Origin of the sequence: Aeromonas sp. CA23, from assembly GCF_002587065.1 — a bacterium.
Taxonomy (GTDB): Bacteria; Pseudomonadota; Gammaproteobacteria; order Enterobacterales; family Aeromonadaceae; genus Aeromonas; species Aeromonas bestiarum.
Genome location: NZ_CP023818.1, coordinates 1,675,675 through 1,687,720, shown reverse-complemented (window position 1 = coordinate 1,687,720; position 12,046 = coordinate 1,675,675). Strand labels below are relative to the sequence as shown.

13 protein-coding genes are annotated in these 12,046 nt (G+C 63.0%); 8 read left to right on the top strand and 5 right to left on the bottom strand.

The window, feature by feature from the left end; translation table 11 throughout:
• The first annotated feature begins 304 nt into the window (after positions 1-304).
• Together lpxL and CK910_RS07925 are read left to right on the top strand one after the other, a co-directional pair.
• Positions 305-1,228 carry an LpxL/LpxP family Kdo(2)-lipid IV(A) lauroyl/palmitoleoyl acyltransferase gene (gene lpxL, locus CK910_RS07930; RefSeq protein ID WP_098982052.1) on the top strand — a complete coding sequence of 308 codons (924 nt, stop codon included), beginning with the start codon at positions 305-307 and terminating at the stop codon, positions 1,226-1,228.
• A 155-nt stretch (positions 1,229-1,383) separates the two neighbouring features.
• A complete protein-coding gene (locus CK910_RS07925; protein ID WP_043137134.1) occupies positions 1,384-1,851 on the top strand; it encodes an energy transducer TonB in 468 nt (155 codons plus the stop codon).
• A gap of 107 nt (positions 1,852-1,958) precedes the next feature.
• On the opposite strand, the gene CK910_RS07920 is transcribed toward CK910_RS07925, so the two are convergent.
• Complete coding sequence (locus CK910_RS07920; RefSeq protein WP_098982049.1) at positions 1,959-2,924, bottom strand: CYTH domain-containing protein; 966 nt, start codon at positions 2,922-2,924, stop codon at positions 1,959-1,961.
• A 169-nt stretch (positions 2,925-3,093) separates the two neighbouring features.
• On the opposite strand from CK910_RS07920, the gene CK910_RS07915 reads away from it, so the two are divergent.
• From CK910_RS07915 to ybaK, 3 genes are all read left to right on the top strand, one after another.
• Positions 3,094-3,774 carry a TIGR00153 family protein gene (locus CK910_RS07915; protein WP_042653142.1) on the top strand — a complete coding sequence of 227 codons (681 nt, stop codon included), beginning with the start codon at positions 3,094-3,096 and terminating at the stop codon, positions 3,772-3,774.
• A gap of 25 nt (positions 3,775-3,799) precedes the next feature.
• Positions 3,800-5,065: an inorganic phosphate transporter gene (locus tag CK910_RS07910; protein WP_042868184.1), complete on the top strand. Its 1,266-nt coding sequence runs from the start codon at positions 3,800-3,802 to the stop codon at positions 5,063-5,065.
• A 220-nt stretch (positions 5,066-5,285) separates the two neighbouring features.
• On the top strand, positions 5,286-5,756 hold the full coding sequence (gene ybaK, locus CK910_RS07905; RefSeq protein ID WP_042868183.1) for a Cys-tRNA(Pro) deacylase: 471 nt from the start codon (positions 5,286-5,288) through the stop codon (positions 5,754-5,756).
• 51 nt (positions 5,757-5,807) lie between these two features.
• Here the strand turns inward: ybaK and CK910_RS07900 are convergent, their stop codons facing one another.
• The 3 genes from CK910_RS07900 to CK910_RS07890 form a co-directional block, all read right to left on the bottom strand.
• On the bottom strand, positions 5,808-6,536 hold the full coding sequence (locus CK910_RS07900) for a GNAT family N-acetyltransferase (protein ID WP_098982047.1): 729 nt from the start codon (positions 6,534-6,536) through the stop codon (positions 5,808-5,810).
• On the bottom strand, positions 6,526-6,963 hold the full coding sequence (locus tag CK910_RS07895) for a rhodanese-like domain-containing protein (protein WP_098982046.1): 438 nt from the start codon (positions 6,961-6,963) through the stop codon (positions 6,526-6,528). Before CK910_RS07895 ends, CK910_RS07900 begins: the two co-directional genes overlap by 11 nt.
• A gap of 91 nt (positions 6,964-7,054) precedes the next feature.
• Positions 7,055-7,537: an OsmC family protein gene (locus CK910_RS07890; protein WP_098982043.1), complete on the bottom strand. Its 483-nt coding sequence runs from the start codon at positions 7,535-7,537 to the stop codon at positions 7,055-7,057.
• A gap of 128 nt (positions 7,538-7,665) precedes the next feature.
• Here CK910_RS07890 and pdxR point away from each other — a divergent pair, with 128 nt between their 5' ends.
• From pdxR to CK910_RS07875, 3 genes are all read left to right on the top strand, one after another.
• Positions 7,666-9,093: a MocR-like pyridoxine biosynthesis transcription factor PdxR gene (gene pdxR / locus CK910_RS07885; RefSeq protein WP_098982041.1), complete on the top strand. Its 1,428-nt coding sequence runs from the start codon at positions 7,666-7,668 to the stop codon at positions 9,091-9,093.
• A 99-nt stretch (positions 9,094-9,192) separates the two neighbouring features.
• Entirely contained in the window at positions 9,193-10,077 is an 885-nt protein-coding gene (locus tag CK910_RS07880; protein WP_172955268.1) for a hypothetical protein, read from the top strand.
• Positions 10,078-10,294: 217 nt separating this feature from the next.
• Complete coding sequence (locus CK910_RS07875) at positions 10,295-11,155, top strand: hypothetical protein (protein WP_098985033.1); 861 nt, start codon at positions 10,295-10,297, stop codon at positions 11,153-11,155.
• Positions 11,156-11,161: 6 nt separating this feature from the next.
• Here CK910_RS07875 and CK910_RS07870 read toward each other — a convergent pair whose 3' ends face one another.
• Positions 11,162-12,037, bottom strand: a complete 876-nt coding sequence (locus CK910_RS07870; protein ID WP_043137158.1) for a LysR family transcriptional regulator — start codon at positions 12,035-12,037, stop codon at positions 11,162-11,164.
• Between the last annotated feature and the right edge of the window lie 9 nt (positions 12,038-12,046).

Here is a 12,046-nt window from a genome sequence, read left to right as displayed (position 1 = left end):
ATCGACTCTCAAAACCTGAAAAATTCAGTCCCGGATTTTATCACACTCTTTTCTACGGTGTAGAAAAAGCAAACCTGTGGTTTCCATTTAAGGAAACTCATAGTTACAGTCCGCGCCACGCGGATCAGAGGCAAGCAGCCCCTCTGACCAGCACATAGCCATTCGCCCCCGACCCCGCTTTTCGGCTAGAATCCCCCGATTGCGAGTAAAACTATCCGCTCAGGATACCCACGTGCCTTTATCGCCTCCCCTTATTCGACCGGGCTTGCCCCGGTGCATGGCGATTGCGAACAAGAGACTTTTCATGGCCCACGATAATGCTCCCCGCCTCGACCCCCATCTGTTCCACCCCCGCTACTGGGGCAGCTGGTTCGGCCTCAGTTTGCTCTGGCTGCTGGTGCTGCTGCCCTGGCGCAGCCAGATGTGGCTGGGCCGCCAGCTCGGCAGCCTGGCCCGCAAGCTGCTGAAATCCCGAGTCAAGATTGCCCGCCGCAATCTGGAACTGGCGATGCCCGAGCTGACCAAGGATGAGCGGGAGAAGCTGCTCAAGGCCAACTTCGAGAGCGTCGGCTGCGCCATCTTCGAGGTGGGCATGGCCTGGTTCTGGCCGGATTGGCGGATGCGCAACCTGATGAAGGTGGAAGGGGAAGAACACGTCATCGCCGCCATGGAGAAGAGGCAGGGCATGCTGCTGCTCTCCTGCCACTTCCTGACGCTGGAGCTGAACGCCCGCTGCTTCGGCCTGGTGCGCCCCGGGGTCGGCGTCTACCGCCCCAACACCAATCCGGTGCTGGAATATGCCCAGTACCACGGTCGCTGCGCCTCTAACAAGTATCTGGTGGACCGCATGGACGTGAAGGGGATGATCAAGGCGCTGCGCAACGGTGACGCCCTCTGGTACGCGCCGGATCACGACTACGGTGCCCACGCCAGCGTGTTCGTGCCCTACTTCGCGGTCGAACAGGCCGCCACCATCACGGGCACAGCCACCCTGGCGCGGGTGAAAAATACTGTCACCCTGCCCTGCTACAACATCCGCACCAGCGAGGGTTACACCCTGCATATCGGGGCACCGCTGGCCGATTACCCCAGTGGTGACGACCTGGCCGACGCCACCCGCGCCAACAGGGAGATAGAAGCGGCGGTTCGCAAGGCCCCCGAGCAGTACATGTGGCTGCACCGTCGCTTCAAGACCCGGCCCAATCCGGATGACGCTGGCTACTACTGAGTCAGAAAGGGATGAAAAAACCGCCGCGAGGCGGTTTTTTATGGCCTGCAGCCCGGAAAGGGTTTTCATTCGTGGCTGGATATTTTATTAATGGCAGTGCCGAGCGGCGGGCCGGGCCCCGCCAGGAACAATAAAACGAACGAAGGGAAGCGAACATGAAAGCCACTCTTTTAGTGGGCGCCCTGTGCGCATTGACAGGTTGCAGTCACCAGACCCAGAGCGTGCACCTCACCTCTCTCCCCCTGAGCAAGATCACGGATGTGAATGCCCAGTGGAGCCCTCTCAGCAGGAACGAATCCCGCTACCCCAAGGAGGCCATACTGGCCGAGAAGATGGGGTGTACCTCGCTCGAGTACGTGATCAATGAAGCGGGTCGGGCCGAGCAGATCCGCGTGCTGGCACGCAGTGACGACACATTCAGCGAGGCCGCCATGGAGACGCTGCAGCAGTGGCAATGGCAGGCAACCGCTGCCAATCCGGGCCATCTTCCCGTCAAGTCCCAGACCCGGTTCGAATTCTGTATCGAGCATAACGGCCAGCCCTGTGACACCAGCGGGCTGGCGCAGCTCTGCCAGGGGGAGGACATGGTTCGCAGCACGGGGCAGGTCTACACCCAGGTCTGAGCACAGCCCCGCCTGGCTAGGCATCCCACATGAAAAAGGTGAGCCCAGGCTCACCTTTTTCGTTATCACAGTGGTTCATCGCCGCCGCGCCCTGCAAGGCATGGATGTCATGTCCCAGCGTGCAGCCAGGCGGCGATGGCCAGTTGCAGCCGCACATAGTCGGCGCGATGGAACAGCATCGACAGGGTCGCTTGCCACCCGGCGTCGGCCGAAGCCTGGGCCAACAAGGCCAGATGAGTCGACAAATCGGTCAGCGCCGCCAGCCACACTGGCGCCCGCGGAGCGGCAGCATCAACGATGAGCGCAACCCCTTGCCGGATCTCTTGCAACGCCAGGCGTCGCTGTTCGGGGTCCACCTGCTCCAGCCAGTACTGCTCGTGATGTTGCCAATGTTGCAGGCCCGCGGTGATGCGCATGGCGGCGTCGGTCCCATTGATCGCCGGCAAGGATTGCAGCGCCAGCGGCTTGCCGAGCCCCGCCAGCCGATAGCCGCGCTGCGCCTTGGATTGCGCCCCCAGCCTGACCCCGCCGAGCCTGGCCAGCTGCTCCGCCAACCCGAACAGGGCGCGGGCGTCGCCGGACTTGAGTTCCAGCTCCAGCTCATCGATGGCGACCTTGCCCAGCGAACCGACGATCTCGCCCTGATCCCAGGCCAGCTCGATCTCGGCCCCCTCGAAGGCGACCAGCCAGTGACGGCGCAGGAAGTCGGTCCTGAACTGGGCAACCAGCCTGGCCTGGATTTCGTCGCGCACCACCAGACTCGGCCAAAGCTCGGCTGGAAAAGCCGCAAGCAGGGGCACATCGCCATGTACGGGGGCATTATATTCGGGCCTGGCATGCAATCCCCCCACCACCTGGCCCCGACATTTAATCGTCTGCTCGGCAAAATCATCGCTGCGACGAATCCGCAATCCCATTTCCAGCCGACGTAAATCCAGGGCCGGCGTATCAAAATAGACATTGCCGAGTTCGACCTGGGAGCTTGATATAATTTCAAGTGAATTCAGAAGCTTGGATAGTGGCTGTTGGATATCTTGTGAGACAAAAAACTTTATCTCGATCTCAGTTTGCATAGTCATTCCGGGCTGGCAGGCAACTTTGGGGGGCGTGATGTGGAGCGCGAGGATATAATGCCTGCGATACATCAGGATTAATTCACGGTTTTATTGATGGCGCAGTTCGGTTACCATGCGCCCCTCATAAAATCGTATCGAGTGTTTTTTCACCGACACAGGTTTGGCCATGCCAGTAAATACTATTTTGGGGCTTTTTGCCAAGTCCCCCATCAAGCCGCTGCAGAAGCATATCGTCAAGGTTCACGTGTGCTGCGAGCAGCTCATTCCCTTCTTTGACGCCGTTGCCGAAGACCGTTGGGAAGATGCCGAGAAGATCCGGCAGCAGATAGCCCAGCTGGAAAAAGAGGCGGACATCCTCAAGCGTGAAATTCGTCTGAAACTGCCTCGCGGCCTGTTCCTGCCGGTCGCCCGTACCGACCTGCTGGAGCTGCTGACCCAGCAAGACAAGATTGCCAACCGTGCCAAGGATATCTCCGGCCGCATGCTTGGTCGTCGAATGGAATTCCCTGCCGAGATGCGTGCCGATTTCATGGCCTATCTCAAACGTTGTATCGATGCGACCGCCCAAGCCGAAAAAGCCATCGGAGAACTCGATGAGCTGCTCGAAACCGGCTTCAAAGGACGTGAAGTTGAAATGGTTGCCGAGATGATCCATCAGCTGGATCTTATCGAGGACGATACTGACACCATGCAGATCGGGCTGCGCCAACAGCTGCAAGCCGTTGAGCAGAAATACAATCCGATCGACGTTATGTTCCTCTACAAGATCCTCGAATGGGTAGGTGACCTGGCAGATCAGGCCGAGCGCGTTGGCGCCCGTCTGGAACTGATGCTGGCTCGTTCGTAATCGACTGACTGGGTAAACACTATTAATGGACATTATCGCGAATTACGGCACTACTCTGGTGCTCGTGGCGGCCTTGTTCGGCTTTTTGATGGCCTGGGGGATAGGCGCGAATGACGTGGCCAACGCCATGGGCACATCGGTCGGCACCAAATCCCTGACCATACGTCAGGCGATCATCATCGCCATGATCTTCGAATTTGCCGGTGCCTATCTGGCCGGCGGCGAAGTGACAGCCACCATACGCAACGGCATCATAGATACCAACGCCTTTGCCGACACCCCGGATCTGCTGGTGCTCGGCATGATCGCCTCCCTGCTGGCGGCTGGCGCCTGGTTGATCCTGGCCTCCTACTTCGGCTGGCCCGTCTCCACCACCCACTCCATCATAGGTGCCATCGTCGGCTTCGCCGTGGTGAGCATAGGCCCGGAAGCTGTGCAGTGGAGCAAGTTCGGCGGCATAGTCGGTTCCTGGATCATCACCCCGGCCATCTCGGGCATCATCGCCTACTTCATGTTCATCAGCGTGCAGAAGCTCATCTTCAACACAGATGATCCCCTGGCCAATGCCAAGCGTTACGTGCCTTTCTACATGTTCCTGACCGCCCTGGTGATCTGCCTGGTGACCATCAAGAAGGGGCTGACCCACGTCGGTCTGCACCTGAGCGACGGCGAAGGGATCCTGCTCTCCATCGTCATCTCCATCGCGGTGGCATTTGCCGGCTGGCTCTATATTCGCGGCCAGCAATACAACCCGCAGGATGACAGCAAGATGCACTTCGCCAACGTGGAGAAGGTATTCGGCATCCTGATGGTGATCACCGCCTGTGCCATGGCCTTTGCCCACGGCTCCAACGACGTGGCCAACGCCATAGGCCCGCTCTCCGCCGTGGTCTCCATCGTCGACAGCGCCGGTCAGATCGCCGGTCAGTCCACCATCGCCTGGTGGATCCTGCCGCTCGGCGGCATCGGCATAGTCATCGGCCTCGCCACCATGGGCGAGAAAGTGATGGCCACCGTCGGTACCGGCATCACCCATCTAACCCCGAGCCGTGGCTTCGCCGCCCAGCTGGCCACCGCCGCGACCGTGGTGATCGCCTCCGGCACGGGTCTGCCCATCTCCACCACCCAAACCCTGGTGGGTGCTGTGATGGGTGTCGGTCTGGCCCGTGGCATAGCCGCCCTGAACCTGGGCGTGCTGCGCAACATAGTGGTCTCCTGGATCATCACCCTGCCCGCAGGTGCCATCCTGGCCATCGCCATCTTCTACGTGCTGCAAGCCTGTTTCTCCTGATACGCGCAGCAGCAAAAAGCCCGGGTCACTGACCCGGGCTTTTTTATACCTGGCGCATGGGAAGCAAGGGTTCGGCGGCGGTCAACACGGCCCTGCCACTGTCTCTATTCACAATGTCGGGCGTGCCACCTCCTGCCGCTGCAACCGGCTTGCATCCCCTGCCTGGCAGGCGCAGACTGTTTGGCCTTGTTTTTATGCGATTCGATTCAAGGCAACCATCATGACTCCTGCCATCAACCTGCTGAAAAAGCTCAAGATCCCCCACAAGCTCTATCCCTACGAGTGTGAAGCTCACGACGATTTCGGCAAACATGCCGCGACCCAGCTCGGCCTGCCGGAGGCCCAGGTGTTCAAGACCCTGGTCGCCCATCACGACAAGCAGGCGGTGGTCGCCATAGTGCCCTCGTCGGGCATGTGCAGCCTCAAGCAGCTGGCCAAGGCCACAGGCTTGAAGAAGGTGGAGATGATGAAACCGGCCGAGGCCGAGAAGCTGACCGGCTACAAGGTCGGCGGCATCAGCCCGCTGGCCCAGAAGAAACTGCTGCCCACAGTGCTCGACGACTCGGCCATGGCGTTTGACGAGATACTGGTGAGCGGCGGCAAGCGCGGCCTCTCGGTCGGGGTGGCGCCACAGGACATGCTGACCCTGCTCAAGTGGATCGCCGCTCCCATCGGCGAGCACCATGAGTAACGCCTGAAACGACAGAGGCCCCGCTGACGGGGCCTCTGTTATGTTGCCGGGTCAGTCGTTATTGGCTCGACAAGCGGCGGTCAGCTCGGATAGCCGCAACCGCTGCCTGCCGGCCTCATCGAAGTTCTCCTCCGCCAGCCAGCGCGCAAAGCAGGCCTGCAACGCCGGCCACTCGCCGTCGATCACCGAGAACCAGGCGGTATCCCGTGCCAGCCCCTTGTCCACCCGGCTCTGGCGAAAGGTTCCCTCGTAGCTGAAACCGAGCCGCAGCGCCGCCTGCCAGGAGGGTCGGTTGAAGGCATTGCACTTCCATTCGTAACGCCGGTAGCCGAGGGCAAAGGCGTTGGCCATCATCAGCGCCATGGCCGCCGTCGCCAGCCGCGAGCGCTGCAGGGCCGGCGAGAAGTGCAGCCAGCCCACCTCTATGCTGCCCGCCAGGGGATCGATGCGCAGGTAGCTAGCCAGCCCCAGCGGCTGTTCACCATGCTCATCGAAGATGGTGTAGAACTGGGGATCTGTCTTGGCGGCGCACTCTCGCAGCCAGGCCAGCATATCCGCTTCCTCTGCGTAGGGACCCGTGGTCAGGTAGGTCCACATGGCCCCGCTGTCGGCGCTGAAGGCCTGCCACAGGCCGGGGCCGTGACGCTCGGGATCCAGCGGTTCCAGCCGGCAGCCCCAGCCGCTGAGAGGGCGGCGGGGCGGAAACTCGGCACCCCGCCAATCGGGCAGCGGCGCACCGACCGGCTGGCCGAACTCGTTCAGATGGATATCAGCAGCCACAGGCGATCCCTCCCGTTTGCTGCACGCCCGCTTCGTTGCCGGTGGCGATGGCAAAGCCGTCCTGGCGCCACCAGTGCAGGCCGCCGATCAGCTCCTTGACCTGAAACCCCAGCGCCGCCAACTTGCAGGCGCCGCGGGTCGAGCCGTTGCAGCCGATGCCGTCGCAATAGCAGACATAGACCTTGTCCCGTGCCAATGCGGCCGTGGTCGCCGGGTTCATGGTGGCGTGGGGGAAGCTGATGGCACCGGGAATGTGTCCCTCGGCATAGTGGCCGGCGGAGCGGGTGTCGATGACGACGATGCGCGCCTCGCCCGCCAGCAGATCCGCAGCCAGATCGGCCGGGTCGGTGCGATAGGCCAGCTGGGCCTCGAAGAAAGCGCTGGCCTCTGCCGCACTGGCCAGCCCGCTGCTCAATACCTGACTCATGATAAACCTCCTTGTGACCAGACCCGAGTCCGGGTGGTGACGACTGTGTTGACCGGACTGACCAAGCCGGTACCCAATACATGGCTCATTGCTAAGCCTCCCGTGACCACTGCACGATTTTGGTGATCACTGTGGTCCTGACCGAGTTGGCGATGAAGCACTCCTCATGGGCCTGATGGTGCAGTTGCTCCAGCTCGGCCAGGGTGGGTTGCCGCTCGCCGGCAAACTGCACCAGCGGCTGCAATGTGACCCGGGTGATGGACTGGCGACCCCTGTCGTCCGCCTCCATGATGCCCACCGCCTCGTCCCGGTAGCTCTCCACCCGATAACCCGCCCTGGCCACCAGCCAGAGGAAGGTGAGCATGTGGCAACTGGAGAGGGCCGCGACGAAGGCCTCCTCCGGATCGACGTGCTCGGCCACCGACCAAGGCAAGGGCACCACGTGTGGGGAGGAGGAGGCGGGCACCCTGACGCCGCCATCAAACTCCCACCAGTGGGCCCGACTGTAGCGCTGATCGACGAAGGGCTCGCCGGCCCCGCACTGCCAGCTGATGGTGGCGCCGTATTCCGACATGCAGACTCCTTTCATTGCCAATATCTGTTGATCCCGAACCTTGAGCCTCAATGTAGCGACATAATGGCCTTGCCACGCCGACCAATTTTGCCAATATGGGCAGACCAATTGTCTGCCTGGAAATAACCATGCCCGCCCTGCCAACCCTGTTCGCCACTCAGCAACCCAGCGAGCTGCCGCTGCACGAACAGCTGGTGCGCATGTTGCGAGGCGCCATTCTGGCCGGCCATCTGCCCCAGCACAGCCGGCTGCCCGCAAGTCGCATGCTGGCCGGCGATCTCGGCATCTCCCGCAGCACGGTAGAGCTGGCCTATGGCCGGCTGGAGGCGGAGGGCTATCTGGTGCGCAAGGTGGGGGCCGGCAGCTTCGTGGCGCTGGCGGCCGTGTGCCCGGCGCCACGTCAGCCCCAGTCGGCGGCCGGACTCTCCCGCCGTGGCCAGGAGATGGCGGCGGGGGGCGCCTGTCACGACACGCCGCACGTCGGCGCCTCCTTTGCCTCCAGCCAGCCTGATCCCCGCCTCTTCCCCCACGGGCTCTGGGGCCGGCTGATGCAGCAACAGTGGCGCCAGCAGGGGGAGCGCTGGATGAACTACGGCGACCCGCAGGGGTTGCCCGAGCTGCGCAGCGCCATCAGCAGTTATCTGGTGCAGTCCCGCGGCGTGGTGTGCGAGCCGGACCAGATCCTGATCCTCACCAGCTCCCAGCAGGGGATACTGCTGGCGACCCAGCTGCTCATCGATGCCGGCGACACCGTCTGGGTGGAAGATCCCGGCTATCCTGGGGCCCGCACCGCCATGGAGAGCGCCGGTGCCAGGGTCCACCCCGTGCCCGTGGATGGGGAAGGGCTCAACCCGCAAGGTGATCACCCGGCGCCGCGCCTCATCTACACCACGCCGGCCCACCAGTATCCCCTGGGCGTGCCCATGAGCCTGCCTCGCCGGATGGCACTGCTGAGCGAGGCCGAGCGTCACGGTGCCTGGATCCTGGAGGACGATTACGACGGTGAGTATCAGTACGATCAGCGGCCGCTCCCCGCTCTGCAGGGGCTGGATGGCCAGGGGCGGGTCATCTATGTGGGCACCTTCAGCAAGGTGCTGTTCGGTTCGCTTCGACTCGCCTATCTGGTACTGCCAAGGCCGCTGATGGATGCCTTCTGCCGGGCCAGGGCAGCCTTCGATGGCCACAGCAACCAGCTGCAGCAGGCGGTCACCGCAGATTTCATCCGCGCAGGTCACTTCGCCACCCACCTGCGCCAGAGCCGGCTCATCTACCAGAGCCGGCGCGACCTGCTGCTGAGCGAGCTCGCCAGTCACTGCCCGCTGCTCACCCCGGTTCACAGCGGCGCCGGTTTGCAGTGCGCCGTGCTGCTGCCCGCCGGCGGCGAGGCGCGCTGGACCAAGAGTGCCAATGACATGGGTATTGGCCTGCGCCCCCTCGGCCAGTTCCAGCTAGGCGAGCCGGAGCTGGAGGGTTGGCTGCTCGGCTTTGGCGCCCTCGACAACCAGACCCTGCGCCGGCTCTGTCGCCAGCTGGGCAGCCTGATGGCGTCGTCCTGACGGGATCATTCTGGTAGGGAGGCAAGCCAGCCCGGGGCAGGGCGCAGCCCCGGGCGCCGGACTATAATGGATGGACCAAAGTCGTAGAGCCTAGCCGAGATGTATAGACTCCTGTTGCTGATCCTCTGCCTTTCCCTCTCCTCCCCCCCGATGGCGGCCACCCGCTTTACCCTGCTCAGCCCCGAAAACGGGCAGGATGCGCGGATGCGCTACTACCGGGAGGTGATGCAACTGGCGCTGGAGAAGACCCGCCCCGACTATGGCGACTATGAGCTGCTCGACTCGCTGCCGATGAACAAGGCACGGATGCGGATCGAGGTGCAGGAACCCGGGGCCAACGCTCTCTTCATCATCGACAGCTGGCCCCTGCAGTCCCCCGGCGATCGCGTCACTGCCATTCCCTTCCCCATCGATCTCGGCATTCTCGGTTATCGGGTCTGCTTCGTCGGCGCTTCCCGGGCGGATGCGCTGGCCAGGGTCGGCACACTGGCCCAGTTGCAAGGTTTCAACCAGGGCACGGGCAGCGGCTGGCAGGATGCCGATATCTTGCGCCACAACGGCTTTCAGGTGCAGGAGGTGGAAAAGTACGAGTCGCTGTTTCGCATGGTGGCCCGTGGCCGCGTCGCACTCTTCTGCCGCGGTGCCAACGAGATACTCCCCGAGTGGAAAACCCATCAAGCCGGACTGCCCGGGCTGGTGGTCGATCGCCATGTCGCGCTCTTCTATCCGCTGATCCATGTGATCTACAGCCACGCCCAATACAGCAAGGAGCGGCAACGCATCGAGCGCGGCCTGCAACTGGCCTGGCAGGATGGTTCGCTGAAACGGCTCTGGCGCCACCACTTTCAAGCCTCCCTGGTGTTTGCCAATCTGGGGCCGCGCCAGATTTTCAGGCTGACCAACCCCTTGCTGCCCAAGGAGGGGTTCGACTATCGGCCCTATCTTTATGACCCGGTACGCGATGACTTTGGCATTGACCCCTGATGGGGCTCACAGGCCGCCGGCATGGCCAGGCGCGGCGCCGAGCCGTAGCGTCACTCGCCCCCCTGGCGGGCAGCCCGTGATGCACGCCCTGTTTTCCTGGCGTGGACGCCAGCTGCGACCCGCCAATGACCAGACGGCGCAGCCAGTGCGTGCAGGCAACCTGCTTCTCCCCCTTGTCGCCCTCATGAAGATCAGCAGACAGGCGACTCTGCTGGTCATGACGCTGCTGTGTCTCCTGTCGATGGGGGCCCAGGCGGCCACCCGCTTCACCTACATCAGTCCGGAGAGCGAACGGGATCCGCGCATGACCTATGACAGGGAGCTGCTGCGTCTCGCCCTCGACAAGACCCGCGACACCTTCGGCGACTATGAGCTGGTGCCCGCCCCGGCCATGACCAAGGCCCGGGTGCGGCTCAGCCTGCAACTCAACAGTTTCACCAACCTGTTTGCCATGGACAGCTACAGCAGCACGCGCGATGGCAAAGGGCTGGCGTATGTCCGCTTCCCCATTCATCTCGGCATCGTCAGCTATCGCATCTGCTTCGTCAGCCCCCAACGACAGGCAGCTATGGCGGAGGTGCATGATCTGGCAGGATTGCGCCGTTTCACGTTCGGCCAGGGCAAGGGCTGGCTGGATGTGGAGATACTGCGCCACGCCGGTCTCAAGGTGGTGGAGGTGGATGGCTACGAGATGCTGTTCAAGATGGTGGCGCGCGGCCGGTTCGATCTCTTGTGCCGCGGGGCGAGCGAACTGCGCAGCGAGCTGCTGACCCACAAGGACATAGGGGGTCTGAAGATGGATCCCTACCTGCTGCTCTACTACCCGCTGCCCAGGGTCTTCTATACCAATGTGGCAAACGGCGAGGCCCTGAAACGGGTGGAGACGGGGCTGCGGCAAGCCTGGCAGGACGGTTCGCTGCAGGCCTTGTGGCGCCACAGCTTCGGCCCCGCCATCGCCTTTGCCGGGCTCAAGCAGAGGCGCATGCTGCGACTGGATAACCCCTTCCTCGAGGGCATCAACTTCGACTACCGCCCCTACTTCTACAACCCCATGACGGATCGCTTCGGCGAGCCCTGATGAGGCTCAGCCCTGTTCGCGGCAGAGCGCCAGCCAGGCCTCTGCGGTGCGGGAAAGATAGCGTTCGCTCGGCCAGATCACCCCGAGTCGCCAGCTGAGCTCGGGCAGGAGCGGCCGCAACACCAGCCCGTCCGGGGTCAGCCGACGGCAGATGGGCTCAGGCAGAAAGGCGACCCCCATGCCGCTGCGCACCATGGCGGTGAGAAAGTCCCACTGGCTGCTGCGAGCCGCCACCTGGGGCACGAAGCCCGCCTGCTGGCACGCCTGTTCCAGCCGCTCGCTCAGGGTGAAGGCCTGGGTGTAGAGCAGGAAGGGCTCATCGCGCAGATCCTCCAGCCGGATCTCGCGGCACGCGCGCCAGCGCGGCAAGTCAGGCAACACCACCTGGATGGGATACTGATCCAGCTCCAGCGCACTCAGGGCGCCCCCCTCTTTGGTCGGCAGCATGGTGATGGCGAGATCCAGCTCCCCTTCCAATACCGCCTGCTCGATGCGCCGGCCGCCGTACTCGACGATGGAGAGCTCCACCCTGGGATAGCGGCTGCGATAGGTGCGGATGAGATCCGCATAGACGTGGCCCACCATGGGCGGTATGCCGAGGGCCAACCGGCCAAATTGCAGGCTCTGCAGATCGGCGAGTTCCGCCTCCAGCTGCTGCATCTCGGCCAATATGGTCTGGGCCCGGTTGAACAGCACCTGGCCGCTGTCGGTCAGGGTGAAGCGGCGCCCCTCCCGGTTGAGCAGCGGCTGACCCAGCTCCTCCTCCATGTTGCGGATCATCTTGCTGATGGTGGGCTGGGTGACGAACAGCTTCTCGGAGGCGCGGGTGAAGCTCTGCTCCCGCACCAGTTCGACAAAGTAACGCAGGGCTCGGATATCCATGGTGCTCTC

Bases quoted from the DNA above. Each gene is read 5' to 3' on its own strand.
- lpxL (WP_098982052.1), top strand. From the start codon at position 305: ATGGCCCACGATAATGCTCCCCGCCTCGACCCCCATCTGTTCCACCCC.
- CK910_RS07925 (WP_043137134.1), top strand. From the start codon at position 1,384: ATGAAAGCCACTCTTTTAGTGGGCGCCCTGTGCGCATTGACAGGTTGC.
- CK910_RS07920 (WP_098982049.1), bottom strand. From the start codon at position 2,924: ATGCAAACTGAGATCGAGATAAAGTTTTTTGTCTCACAAGATATCCAA.
- CK910_RS07915 (WP_042653142.1), top strand. From the start codon at position 3,094: ATGCCAGTAAATACTATTTTGGGGCTTTTTGCCAAGTCCCCCATCAAG.
- CK910_RS07910 (WP_042868184.1), top strand. From the start codon at position 3,800: ATGGACATTATCGCGAATTACGGCACTACTCTGGTGCTCGTGGCGGCC.
- ybaK (WP_042868183.1), top strand. From the start codon at position 5,286: ATGACTCCTGCCATCAACCTGCTGAAAAAGCTCAAGATCCCCCACAAG.
- CK910_RS07895 (WP_098982046.1), bottom strand. From the start codon at position 6,963: ATGAGTCAGGTATTGAGCAGCGGGCTGGCCAGTGCGGCAGAGGCCAGC.
- CK910_RS07890 (WP_098982043.1), bottom strand. From the start codon at position 7,537: ATGTCGGAATACGGCGCCACCATCAGCTGGCAGTGCGGGGCCGGCGAG.
- pdxR (WP_098982041.1), top strand. From the start codon at position 7,666: ATGCCCGCCCTGCCAACCCTGTTCGCCACTCAGCAACCCAGCGAGCTG.
- CK910_RS07880 (WP_172955268.1), top strand. From the start codon at position 9,193: ATGTATAGACTCCTGTTGCTGATCCTCTGCCTTTCCCTCTCCTCCCCC.
- CK910_RS07875 (WP_098985033.1), top strand. From the start codon at position 10,295: ATGACGCTGCTGTGTCTCCTGTCGATGGGGGCCCAGGCGGCCACCCGC.
- CK910_RS07870 (WP_043137158.1), bottom strand. From the start codon at position 12,037: ATGGATATCCGAGCCCTGCGTTACTTTGTCGAACTGGTGCGGGAGCAG.